We start from the raw sequence: 25,236 nt of genomic DNA on the forward strand, positions 1-25,236 counted from the left end.
CGAGAAGCAGCAGAACAGTAGCCATTGTATTGATCAGGTTGGTTGCTGACTACCCTGTGCCAAAAAGGAGTCCAAACTGGTCGTGAAAAACGGGTGTTGGCTATAGCTATCTGTAAGTGAGGAGTTTGTGTTGGTCGAGTGGATTGAGGAGCGGGGAATAGAAAAAGCCGACCCTACCAAAATGGTAGGGTCGGCTTTTCAATTTGGTAGTGTCGGTGCGGACACGGACCACTTGTTCGGATGGTTTGCTTATCGAAGCTCGAAGATAACGGCCGATTTGCCGGCTATGGACAGCGGCTGGCTTAATGGCTGCGTTTGGCCGGTCAGTACGTTTCGGGCGGTTGTATGACCGGCCAGCACTTCGCCATACCGGGCGGTATCGAGCGTGGTAGTTTCCGGGAGCTTGTTCATCACCACCAGCACCTTCTGCGTGTTGGTGTAGCGGACGTATACGTAGAGGCCATCGCGGGCCGCGAAGTGCTTGAGTTGTCCGGTCTGCACAGCCTCGTTGGTACGACGCCAGCGCAGGAGTTTTCTCAGAAACGCCCGGGCCGCTACCTGTTGCTCAGTCAGCCCCTGGCCGGTAAACGCGCTGGCAGTATGATCGGGCCAGCCCCCGGGCATTTCACCCCGGATTTCGTCGTGCCGGTCGCTCTTCGGGTTGGTCATCAGGACTTCGGTGCCGTAAAACAGCTGTGGAATGCCGCGGGTGGTCAACAGGTGGATCATCCCCATCTGCCACAGCGCAAAATCCTCATGAATCTGTGTGTAAAACCGGCTCATGTCATGGTTGTCCGGAAACGTAACCAGGTTCTGGGGGCGCTCATACAGAAAATCCTGCGCGAGGGTCTGGTAGAGCTTGACCAGCCCCCGGTTATACTGCCGGTCGTCTTCGTTGAGGGACTCGACCAGGGCATTCTGCAGCGGGAAATCGAACATGCCGGGCATGTAGGAAACGTACCCATTGCGGTTCTGCTTTCCTTTTTGCCAGAAAGCTACGATTGCCGGATTCAGCGACCATTCTTCGCCGACCATATTCAGGTTGGGATACTCCTGCATGAGCCGTTTCGACCACTGCGTCATGAAATCCTTGTCGGGATACGGGTAGGTATCCATCCGGATGCCGTGCAGGTCGGCGTATTCGACCCACCAGATCGTGTTCTGAATCAGGTAGGTGGCCAGCAGCGGATTGCGCTGGTTCAGATCGGGCATCGTCGGTACAAACCAGCCGTCGGCGTGCAGGCGCCGGTCGTAGTCAGACGCGTAGGGGTCCTGGATGCTCTCGCGGGCGTGGTGGGTAATCCGGGGCTTTTTCTGTTCGTTCAGCCAGTCGTCGGTAGGCAGGTCGTTCATCCACCAGTGCGACGAGCCGCAGTGGTTCATGATCAGGTCGATGATGAGTTTGATGCCTCGCTGGCTGGCAGCTTGGGAGAGGGTTAGGTAGTCGGTGTTGCTGCCGAAACGGGGGTCGATTCGGTAAAAATCTGTGCTGGCATAGCCGTGATACGACCCGGAAGGCATGTTGTTCTCCACCAGTGGGTTGACCCACAGGGCCGTGATGCCCATATCCTGGAGGTAGTCGAGGTGGTTGATGATGCCCTGAATGTCGCCCCCGTGGCGCGTATCGCGGCCGGTGCGGCTGGCTTTGTCGGCCAGATCGGCCGCGTTGTCGTTGGCCGGGTTTCCGTTGGCGAAGCGATCGGGAGTGATGAGGTACATGACGTCGGCCGCCGTATACCCCTGCCGCTGGGCCGAGTTGGCTTTCCGGGCTTTCAGCTCATAAACAACTGTTTGTGCCGGTCTGCCGTTTCTGAGGAACTGGATCGGGAACGTACCGGGTTTGGCGCCGGGGCCAATAACCAGGTCAATAAAGAGGTAATTGGGGCTTTTGACCCGGCTGACCTTCGTCATCGTTACCCCCGGATACGACAGGCGGGGCTGCGTATCGCCAATATTTTTTTCGTGAATCAGTACCTGCAGGTGAGGATCTTTCAGGCCGACCCACCAGAAAGCAGGTTCAACGCGTTGGGCAAAAAGCAGGGTTACGGGTGTCAGAGCCAGCAGCAAAGCCAGCAGAATAAATCGGGGCATAGGTAAAAAGACGAGATAGGTTGAAGGCAAAAAGAAGGACGTAGGCAGAAAGGCCGGCCAGCCTGACCGGCTCGGCAGGGGGTCAGTATAGCACGGGGTTCAGCGCCGTATCGATCACCTGGCCTACCGTTGCACCCGGACACCAGGTATGCCAGTCGTTTTCCTGATTGCGGTTGGTGGGTTGTTTCAGCCGCATGGTTTTATCCATGTAGATGACCGTCATAACCTTGCGGGTCTGGTCGGTCAGGTTGGCCCCGGCCCGGTGAAACACCCAGCCCGAATGAAAACTGACTTCGCCCAGATCAAACGGTTCGATCACGTGTTTGAAGTCCGTAACCCGCAGTTTTTCGGCAATCAGCGTTTCGCTGTCGTCGCTGATTTTGAGGTCGCGGCCTTCCACAATTCGGTGGCTCCCGGCGCTGAACTCGAGTGGACCCAGCGGCAGTGGCGTTGCCTGCAGGGGAATCCAGGCCGTGATGGTTTTGTCGCTGCTCAGCGGCCAGTAATACTGATCGGCATGCCAGGGGGTGATGCCCCCACCGCCTTCTTTGAACAGGGCCTGGTCATGATAGATCCGGACGCCGGCTACCTGCATCAGATCCGCGGCCAGTTTGGCCAGTCGTTTGCTGAACACCAGCGTTCGGATGGCTTCGTTTTCGCGCCAGAGGTTGAACAGCTGCAAAAACGCCTTGCCGTAGGTGTCGCGTTCGGTCAGGTGGGTAGTGACGGTGTTCATGTGGGAAACCTGCCGGGTAATGACTTCGTTGTAATGGGCCAGCGTATCGGCGTCGAAGACGTGCTTTAGCTTGATGAACTGGTTGGTCTGGTAAAAATCGATCTGGTCGGGCGTGAGTTCGTAAGGGGTATCCAGGCGGGTCATGGTTATCGCTGATTGGGTTGGTTCACTTGAGTCGTTTAGAGCTTATGTGGTTTTGACTGATGCCACAAAGTTCTATCGCGAGTCTGTCATCCTGGATTACCCATTTATCCGAATACTTTTCCGATATTACCATCAGATTGACTTTTATGCGTATATACAGGTAAAATAGGTAATGAAACCCGAACTGGAAGCTGGTATTTCGACAAAGGGCCTGGCTTCGTTCAGAGCGTTTCGGCTGAACCAGCCCGCGTTCCGGTCCCACTGGCATTACCATCCTGAACTGGAGCTTGTGTTTTTTGCCCGTGGCAAAGGCATGCGGTTCATCGGTGACGACATAGCCCTGTACGACGAAGGCGATCTATTCCTGATTGGCGAGAACCTGCCCCATACGTTCGTGAGCTACGAAGACGAAGCCGTTCCGCTGGTCGAAGCCCTCGTCATTCAGTTTCCGCGGTCTTTGTTCGATGGGTTCGTCGAATGTGCTCCGCTGCAGGGGTTGTTCGACGCGGCCCGGCGCGGCCTCGCCTTTGCCCGGCCCGGTACCGACCTGGTAACAACCATCCGGCAGATCATCCAGCATCCGGGCCTGTCTGCGCTGGCCGGCCTCTTCGCCCTGCTCAACCAGCTACAGGAGCTACCCGCCCGGGAACCGATCCTGCTGCAGACTTATCAGCGACACGCGGCTCTAACCGACGCATCGACCCGCATCCGCACCGCCATCGATTACGTGAACGTCCATTATCAGCGGCCGATTCCGCTGGCCGAAATGGCTCGGGTCTGTCATTTTGCGCCCAATGCCTTTTGCCGGTGGTTCAAACAACACATGGGCGTAACGTTCGTCGATTACCTCAACAAAGTTCGCCTGACGCACGTATGCCAATTGCTGGTTGCTACCGATCTGCCGGTGGGCCAGATAGCCACCCAAACGGGTTTCGACAACATCAGCACCCTCAACCGGCTTTTTCAGCGCCGGCTCCATACCGCACCGGGTCTCTACCGGGCGCAGCACCGTATCTGAATATGGGTTGACTTCAGCCGTCCAGCCCGTATTCGGCCAGCTTTCGATACAGGGTGGTTAGGCCAATGCCCAGTAGTCGGGCCGACTCGGTTTTGTTGCCGCCGGTATGCCGCAATACCCGCCGGATGTGCTGCTGCTCTAGGGTGGCGAGGTCAACAATAGCGTTGGGGTCAGTGGCGGCCGGGCCGTCCTGCATCTCGTACGGTAGCAGATCCGGGGTCAGCTCGGCGGAGTCGGCCAGGATGACGGCCCGTTCGATGAGGTTCTTGAGCTCGCGGATGTTGCCTTTCCAGGGGTGCTGCTGCAGTTTCTGTACGAAAGCCGGGCTGAGCCGGAGGTCACGGCGGCCAATTTTCAGCGCGTCCTGCCGGGCAAAGAGCTCGGCCAGCGCGGGAATGTCGTCGCGCCGGTCGCGCAGGGGCGGAAGTTCGATGCTGAAGACCGACAGCCGGTAGTACAGATCGAGCCGGAACCGGCCAGCGCTGGCTTCCTGCTCCAGGCTCCGGTTGGTAGCCGCCACCACCCGCACATCAGTCCGGGTCGGTCTGGTATCGCCCACGCGCAGAAACTCGTGGGTTTCGAGCACCCGCAGCAGTTTGGCCTGCAGGTCGAGCGGCATCTCGCCGATCTCATCGAGAAAGATAGTGCCTTTGTCGGCTTCGGCAAACAGCCCTTTCTGGTCGCGGCTGGCCCCGGTGAAGGCGCCCGCCCGGTGGCCGAAGAGTTCGCTTTCCAGAATGTCTTTGCCCAGCGCGCCACAGTTGATGGCCACAAACGGCCCGTTTCGGCGGGGGCTTCCCTGGTGAATGGCCTGCGCAAAAACTTCTTTGCCCGTACCGGTTTCGCCGGTGAGCAGCACGGTGGTATCGGTAACGGCCACCTTACGGGCCAGTTCTACCGCCTGCCGGAGCGGTCTGGAATGACCCACGATGGTATCGAACCCATGTCGGCGGCTCATCTGCTCTTCCAGCTGGCGGATGCGGAACTGCAGGTTCGCTTTCTCCACGGCCCGGCTAACGAGCGGAATGATCTTGTCGTTATCGTCGCCCTTGGTGATGTAATCGAACGCGCCGTTTTTTATGGCCGCGACGCCATCCTGAATGGTGCCGTAGGCGGTCAGTACAATGATTTCGGTGGCCGGGTAAAGCTGCTTGATCTGTTGGGTCAGCTCGATACCGTTCCGGTCGGGCAGTTTGACGTCGCTGATGACGAGCTGAACCGTTTCGCGCTCGAGAGTTTTCAGTCCGGCCCGGGCGGTGTCGGCTTCCAGAACGGTATAGTCTTCCAGCTGTAAGATCCGGGCCAGTAGCTGGCGCAGCCGGGGTTCATCATCAATGAGGAGAATCGTGGCGGGCATAGAGTGCGTACGCTGAGTGACTGATCGGGCTGCAAAGTACGGATGAAAAACGGATGGCGAACGATACCGCCCGGCCGGTCGGGACCGGCTACGCACCCGAAACGTCACGATACCAGGGTGAGATACGAAGTAATGCTAAAAAAATGTTATTTCGCCAACAAGCCATACTCTCCGGAGTTAACCCCCTATGCAACCCCAATCGACCCCATCCCGTAACAAAGTCGACTCCCGGATTACCTCCCCGGTCGAGTCGCCCGACTTTTACCAGCTCGATGATCTGCTGACGGCCGAACACAAGCTGGTTCGGTCGGCCGTTCGCGACTTTGTCCGGCGCGAGATATGCCCCATCGTCGAAGACTATGCGCAGCGGGCCGAATTTCCGGTTCATCTGGTGCAGAAGTTTGGGCAGATCGGTGCGTTCGGACCCACCATTCCCACCGAGTACGGCGGGGGTGGACTGGATCAGATCAGCTATGGCCTCATGACGCAGGAAATTGAACGGGGCGATTCGGGCTGCCGCTCCTGCGTATCGGTGCAGAGTTCGCTGGTCATGTACCCGATCTGGGCGTTCGGCTCCGAGGAGCAGCGGCAGAAATTCCTGCCCCGGCTGGCTACGGGCGAACTGCTCGGCTGCTTCGGCCTCACGGAACCGAACCACGGCTCTAACCCTGGCGGCATGGAGTCGAACTTCATCGAACGCAGCGACTATTACCTGCTCAACGGCTCGAAGCTCTGGATCACCAACGCACCCATTGCCGACATCGCCATCGTCTGGGCCAAGAATGACCAGGGCAAGATCCGGGCGCTGCTGGTCGAGCGTGGCATGGAAGGCTTCTCGACCCCCGAAATCCATAACAAATGGTCGCTGCGGGCCAGTACCACCGGCGAACTGGTTTTTCAGGATGTGAAGGTGCCGAAAGAAAACATGCTGCCCGACGCGTTTGGGCTGAAGAGCGCGCTGAAATGCCTCGATCAGGCCCGCTACGGCATCAGCTGGGGTGCGCTGGGCGCGGCTATGGAGTGTTACGAAGTGGCCCGTCGCTACGCCCTCGAACGGATTCAGTTCAGCAAGCCGATCGCCAGTTTTCAGCTGGTGCAAAAGAAGCTGGCCGAGATGCTCACCGACATCACTCAGGCTCAGCTCCTCTGCTGGCGGCTAGGTATGCTGAAAAACGAAGACCGAGCCACGACCGCCCAGATCTCACTGGCCAAACGCAATAACGTGGAGATGGCCCTGCGGATAGCCCGCGAAGCCCGGCAGATTCTGGGTGGCATGGGCATAACGGGCGAGTTTCCGGTCATGCGCCACCTGATGAACCTGGAGTCGGTCAGCACCTACGAAGGTACCCACGATATTCACCTGCTCATCCTGGGCGCTGACATCACCGGTATCCCGGCTTACAAATAAGCAGAGGACAGAACAGATAAAGCCACAAAAAGACCCGTCATAGCACGGGTCTTTTTGTGTTCAGGCCGGGTCAGGGGCTGCGTAGGTGACCAGATCGATACCGATGCCGTTGGGATCGACGATGGCAAAGTGCCGGTCACCCCAGGGTTCGTTGCGGATATCGATGGCGATGGGGAGGCCCAACGCGACTACACGTTCGTATTCGGCGTCAACGTCCTCGTATTCGATGGTCAGATAAACGCCCTGTCCCCCGAACGCCGGCTGGAACAGTGGCTGTTGCGAGGGATGGTGAGGGCGCAGAAAGCTCAGCTCGGCCTGCTGGTTCGGCGTATGGAGCAGGAGGTAAAAGTCGTTCTCGAACGTTACGCCAAACTGCAGCACGCGGGTGTAAAAGTCGCGGGTTTCGGCCAGCTTCTCGGTGATCACTCCGGCGTTCAGTTTCATAGGCCGGGGCTGTTTTCAACAAGGGTATGCAGGAGTTCGCAGGTCAGCCGGATCGTTGAGAAGCGGCCTTCGGCAGCTACGAACGTACCGCTGCCCTGCAGGCCGGTCAGCTCGTCGGTGCCGCTGCCGGGTACGATGGTGAGCATGCCCCGGGCCACGCCGTCTTCGTAGGTGCCGGTTCCCTGCATCACAAAGCTACCCCGATGACCGTCGAGGCTACCGATGAAACGCTCGAGGCTGACGAAGCTGCAGGAGGTCTGGCTCCGGTACGTCATCAGGTACTGCTCCCAGCTTTCGCCTTCCAGGTCACCCGACACGGTGTTGGTCACGCCGGAGCGGGTCAGGGTAGGGGCATCGGTCAGTTCATCGTAGGGGGTTTCCGTCCAGCTTCTGACCGTACGTCGGGCTGTCAGGTGAAGAAGCGAACGTGTCAGGGAGGAGACAAACATCGGGTTGGGCTGCATAAACGCATGCTTTAGGATGACATGAAAGCCTAAAGATCGGCTGGTCTGGTGACAGCCCTATGTCAGCAGCGTTTCCTCGACCGGCATGTAATGGGCAAAAAGCTCTTCGGTCAGCGCCTGCATGAGGGTTCGCAGCTGGTCGGGGGCTTCGATCGTGACCGAGTCGCCGTAGGAGAGCAGCCACCGGCCCAGCCCTTCGAGGTAGGGCGTACACAGATGCATCCGTACGCGGTCGCCGAGGTCTTCTTCGCGCTGAAAGCCCCACATGTAGCGGTGCTCCTGCACAAACCGGGCGGCTTTTTTGGTGAACGAGACCGATACATTCACGACGGGCATATCAGGTCGGCGCATCTGGTCGAGGTATTCGCGCAGGCTAAGCCGTTCCTGCCGCGCAAACGGCCGCCCCGTGTCGACCAGCTCCCGAATTCGGTCGACCCTGAAATCGCGGTAGTCCTGCCGCGTTCGGCAGTAGGCAATCAGGTGCCAGACCATGCCGTAATGGTACAGGCCAACGGGCTCTACTTCGCGCCGGGTTTCGGTATCGGTATAGCCGGCCTGGTAGCAGATGGCGAGAACGTGATGCTGGGCAATGGCGTGCTGGAGCGTGTTGAGCAGGCCCCCGACATAGGGTTCGCGGAGGTTGGGCTTGTGTACCGCCACATGCGGAGCCAGGTCGTCGAGGTGTTCCTGGTCGGGGCGCTTCAGTACCGATTTTATCTTGAACAGCGCCGACTCGAAAGCGGTCTGTACCGACTCGTCGCCCCACTTTTCGACCAGTTTGCCGCCGAACACCAGCGCACTAGCTTCAGCGTTGGTAAACATGACCGGCGGCAGGTGATAATCGGTCAGGAAGTAGCCCACGCCTGCTTCGGCACCGACAGGAACCCCCGCTTCTTCGAGCGACCGGATATCGCGATAGACCGTTCGGAGGCTGATGGTAAAGCGATCGGCCAGTTCCTGAGCGCGGACGACGCGCTTGGTTTGCAGATGAATCAGAATGGCAGTCAGGCGGTCCAGACGGTTCATAAATAGAGCAGGAATCAGGTTGTTCAGGGTAGTTAAAGATAAAAAATAAGCCGGGTTCTACCTAAAAAAGCGGGGGTTTCAGTCGTGTTTTTTTGCCAGTGGGACCGGGTCCGGGGGCGATTGGCCGAGTAAGTGACGGATGGTGTATACGAGGGGTGTTTTTGTGCCATGTCGGTGCGCCGGGGCGGGGGCTTTCCTGAACAAACTACCCCACTTTGGTGTACAAGAGAGAAAACCTCCGATCGCATGAACTTAGCAGACACCCCCGTTACCGACAACCGCCATCACCACCGGTTTGAACTGACTGTGGACGGAAAACTCAACATCGTGGCTTACCAGCTGGTAGACGACGAAACGCTGGCCCTGACCCATACCGAAGTAGACCCCAGTCTGGAAGGACAGGGCGTTGGCTCGCATCTGGTCAAAGGGGTGCTTGAATTCGTGGAGCGCAATAACCTCAAAATTGTGCCGCTTTGCCCCTTCGTATCGACTTACCTCAAGCGCCACCCCGACTGGAACCGGGTTGTTTCCACGGCCTACAGCGTCAACGACTTTTAAATCTTACGAACGGGGCGTGGATGAGGGCGAATCCGAAAACTTATGCTGAACCAGCCTGACCAGCAAATCGGTAGGGAGCGGCTGATCATGCGGAAAGTGAAGCGCGTCTTTAGTGCCTTTGCCCCGGTACGGAGCCATCTCTGCGTTGTAGAGGGCCATCCCGTACATGGGGTACAGTCCGATATGCTTTTTGTAGGCCGCAAACCAGATCGTTACGTCATTCCTTTTGAAGGCGGGCATGCCGTAGCTGAACGTTTCTTCGGCGTCTGGCTGGGCGTCCTGGATGAGCTGCCGTAACGTCCGCAGCCGCTCCTGAACCGGTGCCGGGAAGGTGTCGATGTACGCATCGATCGGGCTGGCGTGGGGCGAAGGTACCTGGGTAGTCATGAGTGGAATAGAGGTAGTCGGGTTGTTTGGGTATGTCGGTCTGGAACGGGGCAATCGCTGGGTAAATCTACGGGACTGAGGGATATAACCCAATCCTCATTTGACCGCGTCGGGAATAACGCCTACATTGACGGGGAATGCCAAGCTGCCAGTCTGCTCCCATGTCAGTTGCCCCACGGACCTCCGCCGATCAACTCCCCGAACCGCCCGCCCTGTACTTCGATCCCGACGAGCGCAGCTGGGTAATGGCAGCCGACACCGCCAGCCGCTTCGTGCTGGTGCCGCGGCTGGATGGAAACCTGATCACTGATCCGTCGGCCCTCGCCGATATGGCCGATGACTTTGGCCACCTGATTCATCGGACACCGCTGGCCTGGTTACGCCCCGGCTCCACTGCCGACGTCGTAACGATGGTTCGCTTTGCCCGTCGGCACGGTATCCGACTGGTGGGCCGCGGTTGTGGGCATACGGCTTTCGGGCAGGCGCAGGCCGAGGCCGGTTTGGTCGTGGACATGCGCAGCCTTTGCCAGATTCACGACATCATGCTCGATCGGGTGCGGGTCGATGCGGGCGTCATCTGGCGCGATCTGATACTGGCTACGACCGCCGTCGGGCTGACGCCCCCTGTGCTGACTGACTTTACGGCGCTGACCGTGGGCGGTACGTTATCGGTTGGCGGGGTCGGTGGCCGGAGTTTCCGCTATGGCGCGCAGGTCGATCAGGTTGTCGAACTCCAGGTGGTAACGGGCCAGGGCGAGCTGCTGACCTGTTCGGCCGAGGCTCATGCCGGGCTTTTCTACGGTATGCTGGCCGGGTTGGGCCTTTGCGGCATAGTGGTGCAGGCTACCCTCCGGCTCATTCCGACTCGTCAGCACGCCCGTACCTACCGCTTCTTCTACCCCGACCACACCACCCTGCTGGCCGATCTGCGCTGGTTAACGACCTGTTCGGCTATCGATTACATCCGGGGAAATGCCGTTCCCATACCGGCCCAGTCGGCAACGCCGGCAGGAGGGCCGGGCTCGCGTCGGCTCCGTTTTCAGTTTTTTCTGGAGGCTACCGTTTTTTACGACGACGTCGGGGAACTGGCCGGGCTGCCCGATCTCGATTTGCCGGTAGCGGGCGAAGCTGATCAGGTCGAGGACCGGACGTACGTTGCGTTTACCGATCAGGTGGTGCAGCTGGTTAACGAACTGGATGCGGCCGGGCTGGGCCAGCTCCCCCATCCCTGGCTGGACCTGTTCGTGCCCGACTCCGCCGTTAAGCACGTGTCGACGGACATCCTGGCCCAACTCGACGATACTACTTTCGGCCCCGGCTCGCTGCTGCTCTTTTACCCGTTCAGCCGGGACACACTGCGCTGTCCGCTGTTTCGGGTGCCAGACGAGCCGACCTTCGTACTCGTGGATATCCTGCGCACCATTGCGCCCGATCCCGACCTGATGGCCGCTGTCGTCGCCCGGAACCGGCATCTTTACGAGCGGGTCGTCAGCACCGGCGGGCAGTTGTATCCCATCAGCGCCGTACCGATGGACACCCGCGACTGGGCGCGCCACTTCGGCCCGCTGTGGCAGGAACTAACCCGAACGAAACAGCAATACGACCCGGATGCCCTGCTGGGCGCTGGCCTTCGGATTTTTGATTAAGATAGATTTGAAGAATAATCGTTTTTAATGCATCATTCGACTTCCACTTAGCTCAGGCAACGAGGTAGACAGTCGTTAATACCCGTTCGCTTTGAGGATGGTTTGGGGGTTGCTCAGGGTGGTTATGTTTCGCAGCGCTTCCTGTTTGTTACGGGCCTTTCTGTAGTAATTCTCGCAAAGCCGGAAACCAACCACGTACCCCAGCATACCCGGTCGCTTCCGTTGCGCATCGCCCATGGCCAGAAACCACCTGGCCTCGATGGGTTTGCCGGCCTGAAGAGTGAACTCCGATTGTATCGCTTTTTCCAGCGTCGGATTCATCTGGTCGAAAACGGCCTGCATGGTTGATTTACCCGTCAGGTAATGGGTAATAAACTCGGCCCCGCCCTCGACCAGCGCCAATTCCAGGTTGTTTTTCGGGCTGAGCTGTTGCTGAAAATGAACGATCTCATGCAGACAGACCGCGTCCAGCTTATCAAACCGCATGACCCCGGCCTTCAGGTAGGGATTGGCAATTTCATCGAGCGGGGAATCATTGGACAAACAGGTAAGTTCAGTGCCGATGTACAAAATATCGTTGGTTCGATTGCCGGCCACCTCAAACTTCCCCACGCAAAAAAACAACTCAGGAAAAACGCTGCCCGGGTAAATCGCCTTCAGCTTCCGCGCGCCGTCCACGATAGGCCGCTGCTTTGTCGAAATGGCGAGTGTATTCGACCGGATCGATCGTAACAGGGCAGGATGCCTGCGGATGACCTCCAGAAAACTCCCGGCGTTCGAGCCCGACATGTCCCGGTACAGCTCGAGGCCCCGGCTTGCTTTAGCCAGGTACTGATTGTTGATAACGGCCAGACTGTCGGCCTGGCTCGAAGCCGTGGCCAGCAGATCGTAGGCCGTCCAGAAATTCCGTACGTCCTGCAGGTTAAACGTGATGCTGTCCGGATTCGACGTTTTGACGGATTGGGCCAGGGTTGTCAGTTGGATGTTGAGGAAGAGAAAGGCGACGAAGCGTCTCATAACGTCAGTTTTTAGCGCAGGAACAAGCCCGGCCGGTTCGTTTATCGATACAGTCGGGGCGAGCCGGTCAGGCGGCTTCGGTTTTTTCGCTGGGCTGGGCCGGGCGATTTGCCTGCTGCTTCAGGAGTTGTTTCGTGGTCTGGCGGCTGCCGTCGTGGCTCCAGCCGGGCGGGCCGAAGAGGTAACCCAGGGCGTTTCGGAACGAGCCGGCATGGATGACGTCGCGGGCTATGTCGGACCATTCGTGGAAAGCGATCCGGAGGGGGTTGTGCGAGTCGATGTTCTTGGTGAGGCCGTAGGTTGGCCGGTGCGTTTCGGGCTCGAAAGTGCCGAAAAGCCGGTCCCAGATAATCAGCACACCTGCGTGGTTCTTGTCCAGATAGGCCAGGTTCGACCCGTGATGCACGCGGTGGTGCGAGGGCGTATTGAATATAAACTCGATGGGGGCGGGGAGCCGGTCGATGTGTTCGGTATGAATCCAGAACTGGTAGAGCAGGCTGATGGCCTGCATGGTCATGACGGCCACTGGCGAAAAGCCGATCAGCGGTAACCATACCCAGAAGAGCCAGGCCCCCGACAGGGTACCGGTCCAGGTTTGCCGCAGGGCCGTACCGAGGTTGTATTTCCTGGACGAGTGATGCACCACGTGCGAGGCCCAGAAATAGCGGCTGCTGTGGCTAATGCGGTGGAACCAGTAATAGCTAAAATCGTCGGCAAAAAACAGCAGCCCCCAGGCCCACCACTGACTCATGTCGATCGTGAACAGCCGAAACTGGTACACCAGCGAATACGCTCCGAACACAATAGCTTTGCCCACAAACCCGACAATCACGTTGCCGATGCCCATACTCAGGCTGCTGGCCGTGTCTTTAGCCTCATAATAATCCTTTTGCTGGATAGCCGTTACAATCACTTCGGCAACCAGCAGAATGACAAAGCCCGGAATAGCGTACTGAATCAGATCTTTCATGCGTGTTTTAGCGGAGCCAGGGAGGTTGTATGGTCCGTACTGCCCGCGCTGTACTCTTCGCAATTTACAGAAAAATACAGTTTTGTTTACATGTAGGCCCAGGCTATGGCGATAGACCGGTTGCAAACAGGGGCGCCGGTCTTCCGGTTGATGGGATAAGGACCAGGCGGCTTCGAGAGTCTGAACCGGCCTCCTATATTGCAGCCCTGTACGTAAAAGCAGATTGACACATGACCTTCGAGCAGTTTACCGCCAGCCTGTCGGACCCGCAACCCCCGGCCGCTGTCCACCCTATTCTGAAAGCCCTCTGGTACGACGCCAATGAACAGTGGGAAGAAGCCCACGAAGTAGCCCAGAGCCGCGAGGGCGATCAGCCCTACGACCGGCTGCACGCGTACCTGCACCGCAAAGAAGGCGACCGCTTCAACGCGAATTACTGGTATCGGCGCGCCGGAACGTCGTTTTTCGACGGATCGCTGGCCGACGAGTGGCAGGTGCTGGTGACCGAACAGCTGGGCTGAGGGTTCACAAAAATATAATGGAGGTTTGCGGGCAATTTCCTTCGGAAATCCTTTGAATTCTATGTATATTGTGGGGCTATTTTCCCAGCGTACTTCCCCACATGCAAACAGTGTTTCGGATCGTATCCGAGCCCGCTGGTCTGATCAGACTGGATCAGACCCCTGTATATACCTATTCCCAAAAACAAGCCGAGGAAGCCAATCTGGCTTTCGATCTGGCCGTTCGTACGTTCCTGCGCAACTGGATCGACCAGGGCACCATATCGGGCTTTCATGCCGATACGGATGCCGACGCATTCATTGAGCAGGGAGCGCTGCGAAGCTTCTTTCAGCATCATGAAGATGCCCTGGAGCAGCTGCTGCGGAACGACGCCATTGCGCGCCATCTGCTGCGTTCGGTGCATGAGGTCTACTTTCAGAACGATGCCTACGAGCCCCTGCTGGCCCAGTTTGAACGCCGGATCTATAACGTAGCCGCCCACCGCGAACACCGCGAGGTGCCGTTCCGCTACAGCCCGCCCAGCCGCCAGAGCGATTACGGCGATACCGTCGATACCAGCCACCTGCCCGCCGATCAGGTTCGGGAGGACATCGGTATGTATTTCGGCACCCGCCGGTCCGACACTACCGCCCTGACCATCCTGGGCGACCAGCTGCGCCGGGAAGCGCTGGCTCCGGCCTCGCTGCCGATTCATGTCGTGACCGAGGGGTACATGGATGAGTCGCTGCGGGCCGTTCGGGCGGCCACTGAACAGGCCAGTCTGGATGACGATGACCGGTTGCATATTTTTATCATCCAGCGACGCCACGCGGCCGACGACCGGCACCTGGGTGCGGCTCTGCTTGTGATGAACCCGCAACAGCCCGACCGGCCCTGCCGGCTTATCTTCTGCGACACGCTGAACCCTTCGGGTACGCCCCCCTGGTGGGATAAATTCAAACATAAAGTAGACGTGGTATTCCCGGCCCCGGCCAACGAGACACCCGTATCGGCCCGGCTCGAAGACGGAAGCGTGAACCTGCAGCGGCTGCACGATGGCGTACCCGTCCGGCATCAGGACATCGACTGTGCGTTTTACACCGCATCGATCGGCCGCGCGCTGATTCAGCTGGCCCAGGCCGAGCCGGAGCTGATCCTGTCCGGTTCTATAGAAGCCGTCCGCGAGGCCATGACAGCCCGTATGCCGGAGTACTTCGACCAGCCCGGCCAGCCGAAGGTACCCGTTGCGGTGCGTGAAGAAAACATAGCCCGCAGGTGGGATACGGGCCGCGAAGCCCTCTGCCGGCTGCTGCCTGCCATGATCACCGTGCCGACCCGCTTTATTGACTTTGCTGCTGCAACAGCCGTCAGCGCCGAACTGGCCTGAAAAAAAGGGCCGCTCTCCGGAGAGAGCGGCCCACGTCTGTCGATGAATGGGTAATAGTATCGTGGCTTACGCCAGTTCTTCTTCGCTCAGGATGGTGCTGACGGGCGTGAGCTCCAGGCCAAACGCGTCGGCAACGCCCTTGTATACCACCTTGCCATCGACTACGTTCAGACCCAGTTGCAGGTCCATGTTGTCGCGGCAGGCCTGCTGCCAGCCTTTGTTGGCCAGTTGCAGGGCGTAGGGCAGGGTTGCGTTGGTCAGCGCCAGGGTGCTGGTATACGGTACCGCACCCGGCATGTTGGCTACGCAGTAATGAACCACCCCGTCGATGATAAACGTCGGATCTTCGTGGGTCGTTGGCCGGCAGGTTTCGATACAGCCCCCCTGGTCAACAGCTACGTCGACGAGTACGGTGCCGGCCCGCATCTGCTTCAGCATCTCACGGGTAATCAGGTGGGGGGCTTTGGCGCCCGGAATCAGCACCGCGCCCACAATCAGGTCGCAGACTTTGATCATCTCCCGAATGTTGTACTCGTTCGACATCATGGTCTGTACGTTGGGCGGCATGATATCGGACAGGTAGCGCAGGCGGGCCAGGCTAACGTCCATGATCGTAACGTGCGCGCCCAGTCCGGCGGCCATCTTGGCGGCCTGGGTACCGACAATACCACCGCCCAGAACCAGGACGTTGGCGGGTTTTACGCCCGGCACACCGCCCAGCAGGATACCCCGGCCTTTCAGCGGTTTCTCCAGGTACTTGGCCCCTTCCTGAATAGCCATCCGGCCGGCTACTTCCGACATCGGCACCAGCAGCGGCAGGCTGCGGTCGGGCCGTTCAACGGTTTCGTAGGCCAGGCATACGGCTTTCTTCGCCAGCATAGCCTGGGTCAGTTCTTCCGATGAGGCAAAGTGGAAGTAGGTAAACAGGAGCTGGTCCTGCTTGATGAGGTTATATTCAGCCGCAATCGGCTCCTTAACCTTCATGATCATCTCGGCGATACCGTAGACATCTTCGATGGTCGGCAGCATAACGGCACCGGCTTCGATATACTCTTCATCTTCGAAACCACTGCCTTCGCCCGCGTTGACCTGTACATAGACGGTGTGGCCGTGCTTGCGTAGTTCCGTAACGCCCGCGGGGGTCAGTGCCACGCGGTTCTCGTTGTTTTTTATCTCTTTGGGAACGCCGATAACCATAATGAGCTGGATGCGTTTAGGTTAGTTGTTATGGGTAGGACAAAGATAAAGTGGGTGTATATCTTTTCTAATACGTGTCACTTTTTTGGGAAAATCGGTCTGTAATTACAATATTGGCAGTATAATTTCCTGTAATAGGAGGTGTTTTCGCCTGGGTGTCCGTAAAAATTCCGTATGGAACTGCTAGATAAAACCGATCGTCGTATCCTGAGCCTGATACAAACCAACGCCCGCCTGACCATTCAGGAGATCGGGCAGCAGATCAACCTTTCCAAAACGCCGGTTCACGAACGAATCAAACGGCTGGAGCGGGAGGGTGTCATTTCGCAATACGTTACGCTGATCGACAAGAAAAAGGTGGGCAACAGCCTGATGGTTTATTGCCAGGTTACCCTCGACAAACAGACCCGCGATACATTTGCCGGTTTCGATACGGCCGTTCGCGATCTGCCCGAGGTGCTCGAGTGTAACCGCGTGTCGGGTACCTTCGATTACCTGCTGAAGATCATCAGCCGCGATATGGACGCCTACAACCGGTTTTACCAGGAGCGGCTGTCGGTTATTCCGGGCATGCTCCACATCAGCAGCTTTTTTGTCATGGATGAGGTGAAAAACTCCACGGTGATCCCCCTGACGACCGACGCTGCGCTGTGATGGCCCTAACGGGCCAGGGTTGGTGGTGATGTTTCCGATTCTACCGACGCTGCGCTGTGAAGGCCCTAACGGGCCAGGGTTGATCTGGATGCCCGAACGGTTGCTACCGACGCTGCGCTGTGAGAGCCCTGACGGGCCAGGGTGATCTGGATGCCGAACGGCTGCTACCGACGCTGCGCTGTGAAGGCCCTGACGGGCCATGGATGATCTTGTCGATTGGTTCTACCGACGCTGCGCTGTGAGGGCCCTGACGGGCCAGGGCTAATGCTGATGTTTTCCGATTCTACCGACGCTATGCTGTGAGGGCCTTGACGGGCCGGGGTCGTGCTGCATTTTATTTCTTTACCGCTCCTTTAGGAAAACAATGGCCCGTCAGGGCCTTCACAGCGCAGCGTTGGTAGGAATCAATTCGGCCAGATTATTCAAGGTCCGTCAGGGCCATCACAGCATAGCGTCGGTGCCCTGGGTAGGGTTGGTGGGTCGGTAGAATAAAACGGGTTCAGACTTATGATACTCGCTTAATGTGATCTTTTTATTCTCTGATGAAACGAAGACAGTTTGTTGCCTCATCGCTCCTGGCCGTACCGGCGCTGACCCAGGAAACCACGAAACCCGCTCCGGCTAAACAAGTGTATGAATTGCGGATATACGACATGCGCTTCGGCGCTCAGCAGGCTAACCTCGAAAACTACCTTAAAGATGCTCTTATACCGGCCCTGAACCGGCAGGGTGCCAAAACGGTGGGCGTATTTCGGGAAATGGGTAAGTCTGACCCGGCTAAGCTGTATGTACTCATACCCCACGCGTCGATGGACGCCTACGCCGGAGCCGCTACCCGGCTCGCGGCCGATACCGCCTACACCAGCGCGAGCAAAGCGTATAACGACCTGACACCCGACAAAGCCGTTTTTACACGCTATACCACCTCGCTGCTCACGGCGTTCGACGCGCTGCCGCAGCTGGTCACGCCCGCGCGCGAAAGCCGGATTTTTGAACTGCGAACCTACGAAGGGTACTCGGAAGATGCCGTTCGGCGGAAAGTGAAGATGTTCAACGTCGACGAGCTGCCTATTTTTTACCGGGTCAAACTCAATCCGGTATTCTTCGGCGAAGTGATTGCCGGGGAGCATATGCCGTGTCTGACGTACATGCTGACGTTTAAGGACATGGCCGAGCGGGATGCCAACTGGAAACAGTTCGGCGCTGACTCCGACTGGAAACGCGTGTCGCAGCTTCCCGAATATGCCAATACCGTATCCAACATCATCCGGGTATTTCTGGAGCCGTCGCCCTACTCACAGATCTAGTCCCCGAACGTTAGTCAGAGCCGCGGCCCGGTGTCGGAAACAACACCCCGGTGGGGTTACGTGACGGCAAAACAGGCACAGGGTGGCCAAGAGCCTACCCAGTTTATACACAGAACCCCAGATCAGCCGAGGCCGGTCCGGGGTTCTGTGCGTATGGGGAATACGGCGGTTAGGGTTTTACCAGAAACTGGTCCAGGAACAGGTAGCGGTCGCGGTGCTGTTCGGTTTCGGGGCGGGTCGTAACGTCGATGCGCATATACTGAGCCGGGGCGTTGGGTTTCAGCGCGGGCCAGTTGGGTAAACCTTTGCCGTTCGGGTTACCGGTTTTTATAAAGTTGGCAAAGTAAGCCTGCACCGTTTCCGACACTTTATAGTCGTCGGGGGTCCAGGCAAATACCTTGTTGGTAGCCAGGTTCCCCATGGCATATTCGATTTCGGCCGAGTGGACGGCTCCTTTGGCGGGAGGAACCGCATTGGGGGCGTTTCCTTTAACCACGCCACCCGCCAGACCCGGTGCTGCGTTGCCCATTTCGGGGGTCATGGCCGGGCGCGGACGGGCGTAGAAATAGCGGTAAACAGGCTTGCCTCCTCCCGTCTGGCTGTGCATATCGGCCCATTTCCAGGTGCTGTACCCGATAAAGCGGTCGCCAGCCAGATCGGTGGCTACCTGTTCTACATCGGCGTCCGACTGGGCAGCATACTGCTTCAGTGCTTCGTCGGCGCGGTCGTTGTACAGTTTCTGTACGGCTTTGGTGTAGTTTTCCAGGGTCGGATTTTCCCTGCCCATGAGGGCGCGGTAGTTCATCTCTTCCGAGTTCCAGCCTACCAGCAGCGGTACTTTGGCCTGCTCGCCGGCCGCGCAGATGGCTACCGGCGATTTAGGGAAGAAGTACCCATCGATCGAGGCCGAGAAACGGGGCGCGTCGGATTTGGCGGTAGCCTCCAGCACCTGCTCGGCCGACAGGGCCCGCAGCTCCTTCAGCGATTGTACACCCAGCAAGCTGGCAAACCGGACTCCGGTCTGTTCGGCAACCGGCAGCGGAGCCGGGGGGAGGGTGCCCAGTACCGACCCACTCTCTCCGATGGCACCGGCAATCAGGTTGCGCGACAGGGGTGACATCATCTGGGCGCTGACCGAGGCCGATCCGGCCGATTCGCCCGCAATTGTCACCCGCTTGGGGTCGCCCCCGAACGCGGCAATATTCTGTTGTACCCAGCGCAGCGCAGCCGCCTGGTCGAGGTAGCCGTAATTGCCCGATGAGCGGTTCGGCGACTCTTTAGTCAGCTCCGGATGGGCCATAAAGCCAAAGGGGCCGAGTCGGTAATTGACCGTCAGGGTAACAATGCCCCGGCGGGCCATGCTTTCGCCATCGTAGCGGGGCTCCGAGCCATCGCCCGCTATGAACCCTCCGCCGTAGAAGTAAACCAGCACCGGCAGCCGTTCGCTGGCCGACTTGGCGGGTGTCCAGACGTTGAGGTAAAGACAGTCTTCACTCATGCCGTCCGATCGGAAGTTCATATCCCCGAATACGGCCCGCTGCATGGCGCGCGGCCCAAACTTGGTCGCCGGCCTGACGTCGGTCCAGTTTTTTACCGGCTGGGGTTCTTTCCAGCGTAGCTCGCCCACGGGGGGCTGCGCAAAGGGAACCCCTTTAAAAGAACGAATACCCGAGGCTTCGAGGGTGCCCTCCAGGGTGCCGTTGGCCGTACGGACGCGGGGCGGAGTCGACTGAGCCAGGGCGGTCAGGCCAGTTTGCACAGACAGGAGAGAAAGAAGAATGAGTGACTTCATAGGATACATGTATAATCTGAAAATGACTATATGATCTGAAACTACTTGTCATATAGGCGAGGACATAGGCATCTGTGGGTTTTTTGGGTAAAAAACACCTACTTTACCCTGTTTACTAAAAAGCGTACCCACTCTATGAAACGGCATTACGTTTGGCTGATCGGACTCTTGATTAGCACCATTGCCCAGGCGCAGCAACCGCTCGCCCTGATCCCACAACCCGTCTCGGTACAGACCCAGCCGGGCACCTTCGCCCTGACGCGCTCCACCGCCATCCGCTACAACAAACCCGCCGGGCAGGCTGTTGCCGATCGGCTCGCCAGCCAGCTGAGTCGGCCCACCGGTTTTCCGCTCGGGGCGAAAGCGGGGTCGGGGAGCGGCATCCAGCTCAACCTGACCGACACGCCCGATGCTCAGCTCGGCCCCGAAGGGTACCGGCTTAGTGCCTCGCCGAAGGGAGTTGTGATCACGGCCAACCAGCCGGCGGGGCTGTTCTATGGCGCGCAAACGCTGCTGCAGCTGTTACCCAAAGAGATCGAAAGTGCCGCAGTTACCCGGGCCAGCTGGGCGGTTCCGGCGGTTCAGATTACCGATTATCCCCGGTTCGGCTGGCGTGGCATCATGCTCGACGTAAGCCGCCATTTCTTCTCCAAAGATGATGTGAAGCGGTACATCGATGAGATGGCCCGGTATAAGTTCAACACCCTGCACTGGCACCTGACCGACGACAACGGCTGGCGGATCGAGATCAAGTCACTACCCAAACTAACCGAAGTAGGGGCGTGGCGGGTAGCCCGGGCCGGTCATTTCGGTGATCGGACCGACCCGCAGCCGGGCGAGCCCGTGCCGTACGGCGGGTTTTACACCCACGACGATATCCGCGAGGTGGTTGCCTACGCGCAGGCCCGCAACGTAACCATCGTACCTGAAATCGACGTGCCGGGCCACAGTATGGCGGCTCTGGCAGCCTACCCCGAACTGAGCTGCACCAAAGCCGCTGTCAGTGTCAACCCCGGTACTCCTTTTGCAGATTGGTACGGTAACGGTACGTTCAAGATGAAGGTCGAGAACACGCTGAACCCGTCTGACGAAAAAGTATACGAGTTTCTGGACAAGGTCTTCACCGAAGTAGCTGCCCTGTTTCCCAACCCGTATATCCACGTCGGCGGAGACGAATGCTACAAAGGGTACTGGGCGCAGGACCCAGGCTGCCAGGCGCTGATGAAAAAACTCAACATCCGGCATGTAGAAGACCTGCAGGGCTACTTCATGAATCGGGTGATGAAGATTGTACAGGCTAAAGGCAAGAAGATGATTGGCTGGGATGAAATCCTGGAGGGGGGCATTGCCTCGGACGCTACGGTCATGAGCTGGCGGGGCATCAAGGGCGGGATCGAAGCGGCTCAGGCGGGCCATAACGTGGTAATGACCCCGTCGACGTTCGCTTATATCGACTACCTGCAGGGAGACCCTACCATCGAACCGCCCATCTATGCCAGCCTCCGGGCCAGCAAAAGCTACAGTTTCGAACCTGTTCCGGATGGCGTCGATCCGAAGTTTATTCTGGGCGGGCAGGCCAACCTCTGGACCGAGCAGATTCCGACCCTGCGCCATGCCGAGTATATGACCTACCCGCGCGGCTGGGCCCTGGCCGAAGTCTACTGGTCGCCGAAAACGGCCAAAGACTGGGCCGGATTCGTACCGCGCCTGGAAGCCCACTTCGACCGGGCCGACGCAGCTGGGGTCAACTACTCTAGGGCTATCTACGACGCCATTGTTCGGACCAGTCAGAAAGACGGGAAACTGGTTGTCGAGCTGGAAAGTGAAACGCCGGGTCTGGATCTGTACTACACCATCGACGACACCATGCCCGACGGCCGTTCGCCGAAGTACAGCCAGCCGATCACCCTGCCCGACGGACCCATCACCCTGCGCGTCATTACGTACCGGGCCGGCAAGCCCATCGGCCGACTGATCACCCTTACGCGCGATGCGATGCAGAAGCGGGTCGGGCGGTTCTAACGGCCGGATTCAAACAACAATCCGGAACCGGGCGTTATTCGTAGTTGATATGTCGACTAAACCTATTGGATGCTTGTTTGTCCAACGGGCAATTGAACACCAACTATAAGTAACGCCATGAAAACGAACCGAGTGATTATCCTGATGGCAGTTCTGACTGCCTTTATATTCAGTCATGTTGTAGAAGCACAGCAACGCCGTAAGTGGAGTCCGCAAGCCAAAGGTACCGCCATCGGGGCGGGCGTTGGCGGAGCCGCCGGGGCTATAATCAATAAGCGGAATCGGCTGGTGGGTGGCCTGATTGGTGGTGCGGCCGGTGCGGCTGGTGGGTATGCCATCGGTAAAGGCGTCGACAACCGCCGGAAAACCAACGCCCGCATTGCCGCGGCCGAACGCCAGGCGGCCGAAGCCCGTCGCGAAGCTGCCCTGGCTCGCCGGGAAGCGGCCGCAGCTGCCGATAAGCCCGGCGTGGTAACCCGTCCGGCTGCCGAGCGGGTAGCTGCCGTGCAGAAAGCACCTGTACCCGCCGTGGCAGGAGTAGCGGCCGGGGCCGGTCTGGCCGCCACCGCGTTCAGTGCCCAAACCCTGTCGGAGCCGTATCAGAACAACACCCTGTTCCTGCTGAACAACAACTACGGCGATCAGAACAGTGCCTACCCCAGCTCCGAAGTGCGCCGGAAAAGCTGGTAAACAGCTTGCCTTCTCCATGGTCCGTGAGGCCCACCCGGCCGTATAGTGTTGCTGACGCGTGAATGGTCCGTGTCCTCACGGACCATGGAGACGATGTTTTTGATCGTACTGTCACTCCTCACCGTGGTCCGTGTCCTCACGGATCACCTAGCCGGATAGTATTGCTGATACATGAATAGTCCCACTACGTGTTCCGGTGCGGACACAGACCATGGAGAAAGCAATCTATTGGGAGATTAGTCCATATCAACCATTCCATCATCTAAATACACCAACGTCATGAAAGCATACGGATTTGTTCTACTCGTGGCCCTGTTTGCCAGCGGCTGCTCCTCGACCGATACGGTCAATATTCAGGATTTAAACCAGCAGTTTATCGGTGCCTGGAATAACAAGGATACCGAGAAAGTCATTGGTTTCCTGGCCGAAGATGTGCATTTCCTGCAGGGCAACACCCACTTTAAAGGAAAGTCGGAAGTAGCGCAGAAATGGGTTCGCGAAACCATGCCAACCCTGGCTGATCTGAAAACGAATGTAGTCAGCTCGGCCGTCGATAATCAGACCGCTTATGAAGCCGGTACCTACTCGGTCGATGTGCTGCCCGAAGGCCCCCAGCAGCCACGAGGCTACGGGGAGGGCAACTTCATCCTGCTTTGGAAGAAGGGGACCGACAATACCTGGAAACTCAACTACGCCCAGCTGGAAGGATTGCCGGTCCAGGTGAAGCAGTAAAGGAACTGGTAGTCAACACAAAAAAATAACCCGGCTGGTCCGGGTTATTTTTTTGTGCGTTCGTTCTGGATGCTGGTTCGCAGGGTGGCGAAAAACTCCTGGCAATCGGCAAACTGTTCGGCGTCGCCATAGTCCGTTTTTTCCTGATTCCAGCGTTTGATGGTTCCGTTGAGCAGGTCGGTCAGGCGCTGACCGGGTTCGGGCTGCGCCTGGCGAAGTTTGTTTAGTTCCTGCCGAACGGCTTTGATCTCGTCGGCAATCCAGGCGCGGTTTGTGGCGTAGCGCACTTTCCAGGCGGCAAAGGCTTCGTCGCGTGCGCGGGTTTCGGCGGCCGTTGACGCCGACAGGGATGGGGCCGATGTTGTTGTGGCTGATGAGCCGGTTACCTGCGCCGATGCCGCCACCGACAGCATCATCAGGAACAGAAAAGAAAACAACCGAATCATGGGGGTTACGTCATTGAGTCAACAAAGAAACGCATAAAAGCGGGTAGGTAGTACGCCGTCACAACCTACCCGGAACCTTACAGCCTAGCTAACCGAGGATTTGAATCCCAAACCTATGGATGTAGTTATGGTTAGTTGCGGTTATTCGAACCGTTAGGTGAAGGACTGATTGGTCAACTTACTACCGATAAATAAATTCGACTGCGTTTATCTGAGACTATGTTCAATTGTATACACGGTAACACGAACATATTTGTTTATTTGTAACCTATTTTATATTTACTCGATGTGGTATTTAGAATTTGTAGCTTGTAGACCTTGATTATGTCTACAAAGCTCAGTCGTTTCTTTGCTGCCTCCCGTAATTGTAAACCACGAAAATGTTGAAAACCAACCTTTAAACTTGATGAAGCACAAATACGTACTAGTACTCTTCCTGATTATTATCCAGTTCGGTTGTTCTAAGCGAGCCGTTGTTCGGTTTACTCAGAGAGCTCCTGAGCTGACCTCGGCCGATGTACTGACCGAAATTATGCTTGTCAACAAGGCACCACGCATTGTGCTTCGTGTACCAAATACACGCAAAGGGGTTACGAATACGCAGGGAACAGGCAGTTACCAGTCCAATGTAATCAACCCCGTTCTGGTAAAGCAGGCTGGTAGCGGAAGAGCAGCCGCCAAGGTGCAGTACGTTGAATCACAGTATGACGAGACGGCTTTGTATAACGCTATTGAGAAGCAGCTCTTCAAGGAAGGGTTCAGCGTACGAGACCGGGGGCTGTTCAATCAGGTACTCGATGATAATGCCAGCTTAGACTATTCGAAGATCAAAGAACTGACGAATACGGATTTGATTCTGGAGCTTGTCAGTTTAGAAAGCTCGGTCGGGTACCGAACGAACGTCTGTTATCTGGAGGCCGATGATGCGCCCAAAATTATAAACGAGTACCGCAACCAGGGGGCTTCGGTTGAATTCAAACTGGTACATGTAAAGACGAACGAGATCGTTGGAACCTACAAAATTCATTACACGCCCTGCCTGGAAGGGTGCCGGGGTATCTATACCAAAAAAGGTACTAATGGCACATTTATAAGTAGCTTCTGGTTAAGGCCCGGCGAAAAAGAGCAGCTTCAGAAGCTGAACCGAAAAGGATACGAAGATCTCGATCAGGATCGGTTGGAAGCCTTTATTACCGATGCTACCCAACAGCTGGTCAAAACAATGCGCTAATTTCTGAACCA

At 57.7% G+C, this 25,236-nt stretch carries 25 protein-coding genes; 13 read left to right on the forward strand and 12 right to left on the reverse strand.

From position 1 onward, the window contains the following. Window positions 1–249: 249 nt before the first annotated feature. Complete coding sequence (locus EQG79_RS09800; protein WP_129601366.1) at window positions 250–2,091, reverse strand: glycoside hydrolase family 13 protein; 1,842 nt, start codon at window positions 2,089–2,091, stop codon at window positions 250–252. An 82-nt stretch (window positions 2,092–2,173) separates the two neighbouring features. Further along, complete coding sequence (locus tag EQG79_RS09805; RefSeq protein WP_129601367.1) at window positions 2,174–2,971, reverse strand: phytanoyl-CoA dioxygenase family protein; 798 nt, start codon at window positions 2,969–2,971, stop codon at window positions 2,174–2,176. A 172-nt stretch (window positions 2,972–3,143) separates the two neighbouring features. On the opposite strand from EQG79_RS09805, the gene EQG79_RS09810 reads away from it, so the two are divergent. Then, complete coding sequence (locus EQG79_RS09810; protein ID WP_129601368.1) at window positions 3,144–3,989, forward strand: AraC family transcriptional regulator; 846 nt, start codon at window positions 3,144–3,146, stop codon at window positions 3,987–3,989. Window positions 3,990–4,002: 13 nt separating this feature from the next. On the opposite strand, the gene EQG79_RS09815 is transcribed toward EQG79_RS09810, so the two are convergent. Further along, window positions 4,003–5,346: a sigma-54-dependent transcriptional regulator gene (locus EQG79_RS09815; protein WP_129601369.1), complete on the reverse strand. Its 1,344-nt coding sequence runs from the start codon at window positions 5,344–5,346 to the stop codon at window positions 4,003–4,005. Window positions 5,347–5,533: 187 nt separating this feature from the next. On the opposite strand from EQG79_RS09815, the gene EQG79_RS09820 reads away from it, so the two are divergent. Further along, window positions 5,534–6,754: an acyl-CoA dehydrogenase family protein gene (locus tag EQG79_RS09820; RefSeq protein ID WP_129601370.1), complete on the forward strand. Its 1,221-nt coding sequence runs from the start codon at window positions 5,534–5,536 to the stop codon at window positions 6,752–6,754. 60 nt (window positions 6,755–6,814) lie between these two features. Here the strand turns inward: EQG79_RS09820 and EQG79_RS09825 are convergent, their stop codons facing one another. From EQG79_RS09825 to EQG79_RS09835, 3 genes are read right to left on the reverse strand one after another with little or no spacing between them, the layout of a single operon-like run. Next, window positions 6,815–7,198 carry a VOC family protein gene (locus EQG79_RS09825; RefSeq protein WP_129601371.1) on the reverse strand — a complete coding sequence of 128 codons (384 nt, stop codon included), beginning with the start codon at window positions 7,196–7,198 and terminating at the stop codon, window positions 6,815–6,817. Next, window positions 7,195–7,662: a DUF3224 domain-containing protein gene (locus EQG79_RS09830; protein WP_077921888.1), complete on the reverse strand. Its 468-nt coding sequence runs from the start codon at window positions 7,660–7,662 to the stop codon at window positions 7,195–7,197. Before EQG79_RS09830 ends, EQG79_RS09825 begins: the two co-directional genes overlap by 4 nt. Before the next feature lie 57 nt (window positions 7,663–7,719). Further along, a complete protein-coding gene (locus EQG79_RS09835) occupies window positions 7,720–8,688 on the reverse strand; it encodes a helix-turn-helix transcriptional regulator (RefSeq protein WP_077921889.1) in 969 nt (322 codons plus the stop codon). 246 nt (window positions 8,689–8,934) lie between these two features. On the opposite strand from EQG79_RS09835, the gene EQG79_RS09840 reads away from it, so the two are divergent. Continuing rightward, window positions 8,935–9,246 carry a GNAT family N-acetyltransferase gene (locus EQG79_RS09840; protein WP_129601372.1) on the forward strand — a complete coding sequence of 104 codons (312 nt, stop codon included), beginning with the start codon at window positions 8,935–8,937 and terminating at the stop codon, window positions 9,244–9,246. A 3-nt stretch (window positions 9,247–9,249) separates the two neighbouring features. Here the strand turns inward: EQG79_RS09840 and EQG79_RS09845 are convergent, their stop codons facing one another. Further along, window positions 9,250–9,633, reverse strand: a complete 384-nt coding sequence (locus tag EQG79_RS09845; protein WP_129601373.1) for an iron chaperone — start codon at window positions 9,631–9,633, stop codon at window positions 9,250–9,252. 161 nt (window positions 9,634–9,794) lie between these two features. Here EQG79_RS09845 and EQG79_RS09850 point away from each other — a divergent pair, with 161 nt between their 5' ends. Next, window positions 9,795–11,279 carry an FAD-binding protein gene (locus EQG79_RS09850; RefSeq protein WP_165358874.1) on the forward strand — a complete coding sequence of 495 codons (1,485 nt, stop codon included), beginning with the start codon at window positions 9,795–9,797 and terminating at the stop codon, window positions 11,277–11,279. A gap of 75 nt (window positions 11,280–11,354) precedes the next feature. On the opposite strand, the gene EQG79_RS09855 is transcribed toward EQG79_RS09850, so the two are convergent. Together EQG79_RS09855 and EQG79_RS09860 are read right to left on the reverse strand one after the other, a co-directional pair. Further along, on the reverse strand, window positions 11,355–12,296 hold the full coding sequence (locus tag EQG79_RS09855) for a DUF2268 domain-containing putative Zn-dependent protease (RefSeq protein WP_129601375.1): 942 nt from the start codon (window positions 12,294–12,296) through the stop codon (window positions 11,355–11,357). Between the two features lie 67 nt (window positions 12,297–12,363). Then, a complete protein-coding gene (locus EQG79_RS09860) occupies window positions 12,364–13,266 on the reverse strand; it encodes a sterol desaturase family protein (RefSeq protein WP_077921894.1) in 903 nt (300 codons plus the stop codon). A gap of 230 nt (window positions 13,267–13,496) precedes the next feature. On the opposite strand from EQG79_RS09860, the gene EQG79_RS09865 reads away from it, so the two are divergent. After that, entirely contained in the window at window positions 13,497–13,787 is a 291-nt protein-coding gene (locus EQG79_RS09865; RefSeq protein ID WP_077921895.1) for a hypothetical protein, read from the forward strand. Window positions 13,788–13,888: 101 nt separating this feature from the next. Then, a complete protein-coding gene (locus EQG79_RS09870; RefSeq protein WP_206445581.1) occupies window positions 13,889–15,154 on the forward strand; it encodes a hypothetical protein in 1,266 nt (421 codons plus the stop codon). A 66-nt stretch (window positions 15,155–15,220) separates the two neighbouring features. Here EQG79_RS09870 and ald read toward each other — a convergent pair whose 3' ends face one another. Further along, window positions 15,221–16,351 (reverse strand): alanine dehydrogenase, encoded by a 1,131-nt coding sequence (gene ald, locus EQG79_RS09875; RefSeq protein WP_129601376.1) that lies wholly within the window; start codon window positions 16,349–16,351, stop codon window positions 15,221–15,223. Between the two features lie 174 nt (window positions 16,352–16,525). Here ald and EQG79_RS09880 point away from each other — a divergent pair, with 174 nt between their 5' ends. The 3 genes from EQG79_RS09880 (at window position 16,526) to EQG79_RS09885 (ending at window position 18,312) form a co-directional block, all read left to right on the forward strand. Further along, entirely contained in the window at window positions 16,526–17,005 is a 480-nt protein-coding gene (locus tag EQG79_RS09880) for an Lrp/AsnC family transcriptional regulator (RefSeq protein ID WP_129601377.1), read from the forward strand. 119 nt (window positions 17,006–17,124) lie between these two features. Next, window positions 17,125–17,247 carry a hypothetical protein gene (locus EQG79_RS31465; protein ID WP_262708614.1) on the forward strand — a complete coding sequence of 41 codons (123 nt, stop codon included), beginning with the start codon at window positions 17,125–17,127 and terminating at the stop codon, window positions 17,245–17,247. Window positions 17,248–17,547: 300 nt separating this feature from the next. Then, window positions 17,548–18,312: an NIPSNAP family protein gene (locus EQG79_RS09885; RefSeq protein ID WP_129601378.1), complete on the forward strand. Its 765-nt coding sequence runs from the start codon at window positions 17,548–17,550 to the stop codon at window positions 18,310–18,312. 169 nt (window positions 18,313–18,481) lie between these two features. On the opposite strand, the gene EQG79_RS09890 is transcribed toward EQG79_RS09885, so the two are convergent. Then, window positions 18,482–20,104, reverse strand: coding sequence for a carboxylesterase/lipase family protein (locus EQG79_RS09890; RefSeq protein ID WP_129601379.1), 1,623 nt, complete (start codon window positions 20,102–20,104; stop codon window positions 18,482–18,484). A gap of 135 nt (window positions 20,105–20,239) precedes the next feature. Here EQG79_RS09890 and EQG79_RS09895 point away from each other — a divergent pair, with 135 nt between their 5' ends. The 3 genes from EQG79_RS09895 (at window position 20,240) to EQG79_RS09905 (ending at window position 23,548) form a co-directional block, all read left to right on the forward strand. Continuing rightward, window positions 20,240–22,126 (forward strand): beta-N-acetylhexosaminidase, encoded by a 1,887-nt coding sequence (locus EQG79_RS09895; protein WP_129601380.1) that lies wholly within the window; start codon window positions 20,240–20,242, stop codon window positions 22,124–22,126. 117 nt (window positions 22,127–22,243) lie between these two features. Next, the gene (locus EQG79_RS09900; RefSeq protein WP_077922641.1) at window positions 22,244–22,816 is read left to right on the forward strand and encodes a YMGG-like glycine zipper-containing protein; all 573 of its coding nucleotides are present in this window, start codon (window positions 22,244–22,246) and stop codon (window positions 22,814–22,816) included. A gap of 279 nt (window positions 22,817–23,095) precedes the next feature. After that, window positions 23,096–23,548, forward strand: coding sequence for a nuclear transport factor 2 family protein (locus EQG79_RS09905; RefSeq protein WP_129601381.1), 453 nt, complete (start codon window positions 23,096–23,098; stop codon window positions 23,546–23,548). Window positions 23,549–23,592: 44 nt separating this feature from the next. Here EQG79_RS09905 and EQG79_RS09910 read toward each other — a convergent pair whose 3' ends face one another. After that, window positions 23,593–23,994 carry a hypothetical protein gene (locus EQG79_RS09910; RefSeq protein ID WP_129601382.1) on the reverse strand — a complete coding sequence of 134 codons (402 nt, stop codon included), beginning with the start codon at window positions 23,992–23,994 and terminating at the stop codon, window positions 23,593–23,595. Window positions 23,995–24,400: 406 nt separating this feature from the next. Between EQG79_RS09910 and EQG79_RS09915 the strand changes: the two genes are divergently transcribed. Beyond that, on the forward strand, window positions 24,401–25,225 hold the full coding sequence (locus EQG79_RS09915) for a hypothetical protein (RefSeq protein ID WP_129601383.1): 825 nt from the start codon (window positions 24,401–24,403) through the stop codon (window positions 25,223–25,225). Window positions 25,226–25,236: the final 11 nt, after the last annotated feature.

Source organism: Spirosoma sordidisoli (genome assembly GCF_004138325.1).
Classification (GTDB): domain Bacteria; phylum Bacteroidota; class Bacteroidia; order Cytophagales; family Spirosomataceae; genus Spirosoma; species Spirosoma sordidisoli.

Bases quoted from the DNA above. Each gene is read 5' to 3' on its own strand.
- EQG79_RS09890 (WP_129601379.1), bottom strand. From the start codon at position 20,104: ATGAAGTCACTCATTCTTCTTTCTCTCCTGTCTGTGCAAACTGGCCTG.
- EQG79_RS09820 (WP_129601370.1), top strand. From the start codon at position 5,534: ATGCAACCCCAATCGACCCCATCCCGTAACAAAGTCGACTCCCGGATT.
- EQG79_RS09860 (WP_077921894.1), bottom strand. From the start codon at position 13,266: ATGAAAGATCTGATTCAGTACGCTATTCCGGGCTTTGTCATTCTGCTG.
- EQG79_RS09900 (WP_077922641.1), top strand. From the start codon at position 22,244: ATGAAAACGAACCGAGTGATTATCCTGATGGCAGTTCTGACTGCCTTT.
- EQG79_RS09825 (WP_129601371.1), bottom strand. From the start codon at position 7,198: ATGAAACTGAACGCCGGAGTGATCACCGAGAAGCTGGCCGAAACCCGC.
- EQG79_RS09815 (WP_129601369.1), bottom strand. From the start codon at position 5,346: ATGCCCGCCACGATTCTCCTCATTGATGATGAACCCCGGCTGCGCCAG.
- EQG79_RS09845 (WP_129601373.1), bottom strand. From the start codon at position 9,633: ATGACTACCCAGGTACCTTCGCCCCACGCCAGCCCGATCGATGCGTAC.
- EQG79_RS09895 (WP_129601380.1), top strand. From the start codon at position 20,240: ATGAAACGGCATTACGTTTGGCTGATCGGACTCTTGATTAGCACCATT.
- EQG79_RS09850 (WP_165358874.1), top strand. From the start codon at position 9,795: ATGTCAGTTGCCCCACGGACCTCCGCCGATCAACTCCCCGAACCGCCC.
- EQG79_RS09855 (WP_129601375.1), bottom strand. From the start codon at position 12,296: ATGAGACGCTTCGTCGCCTTTCTCTTCCTCAACATCCAACTGACAACC.
- EQG79_RS09810 (WP_129601368.1), top strand. From the start codon at position 3,144: ATGAAACCCGAACTGGAAGCTGGTATTTCGACAAAGGGCCTGGCTTCG.
- EQG79_RS09885 (WP_129601378.1), top strand. From the start codon at position 17,548: ATGAAACGAAGACAGTTTGTTGCCTCATCGCTCCTGGCCGTACCGGCG.
- EQG79_RS09800 (WP_129601366.1), bottom strand. From the start codon at position 2,091: ATGCCCCGATTTATTCTGCTGGCTTTGCTGCTGGCTCTGACACCCGTA.
- EQG79_RS09870 (WP_206445581.1), top strand. From the start codon at position 13,889: ATGCAAACAGTGTTTCGGATCGTATCCGAGCCCGCTGGTCTGATCAGA.
- EQG79_RS09805 (WP_129601367.1), bottom strand. From the start codon at position 2,971: ATGACCCGCCTGGATACCCCTTACGAACTCACGCCCGACCAGATCGAT.
- EQG79_RS09840 (WP_129601372.1), top strand. From the start codon at position 8,935: ATGAACTTAGCAGACACCCCCGTTACCGACAACCGCCATCACCACCGG.
- EQG79_RS09865 (WP_077921895.1), top strand. From the start codon at position 13,497: ATGACCTTCGAGCAGTTTACCGCCAGCCTGTCGGACCCGCAACCCCCG.
- EQG79_RS09830 (WP_077921888.1), bottom strand. From the start codon at position 7,662: ATGCAGCCCAACCCGATGTTTGTCTCCTCCCTGACACGTTCGCTTCTT.
- EQG79_RS09915 (WP_129601383.1), top strand. From the start codon at position 24,401: ATGAAGCACAAATACGTACTAGTACTCTTCCTGATTATTATCCAGTTC.
- EQG79_RS09905 (WP_129601381.1), top strand. From the start codon at position 23,096: ATGAAAGCATACGGATTTGTTCTACTCGTGGCCCTGTTTGCCAGCGGC.
- EQG79_RS09880 (WP_129601377.1), top strand. From the start codon at position 16,526: ATGGAACTGCTAGATAAAACCGATCGTCGTATCCTGAGCCTGATACAA.
- EQG79_RS09835 (WP_077921889.1), bottom strand. From the start codon at position 8,688: ATGAACCGTCTGGACCGCCTGACTGCCATTCTGATTCATCTGCAAACC.
- EQG79_RS09910 (WP_129601382.1), bottom strand. From the start codon at position 23,994: ATGATTCGGTTGTTTTCTTTTCTGTTCCTGATGATGCTGTCGGTGGCG.
- ald (WP_129601376.1), bottom strand. From the start codon at position 16,351: ATGGTTATCGGCGTTCCCAAAGAGATAAAAAACAACGAGAACCGCGTG.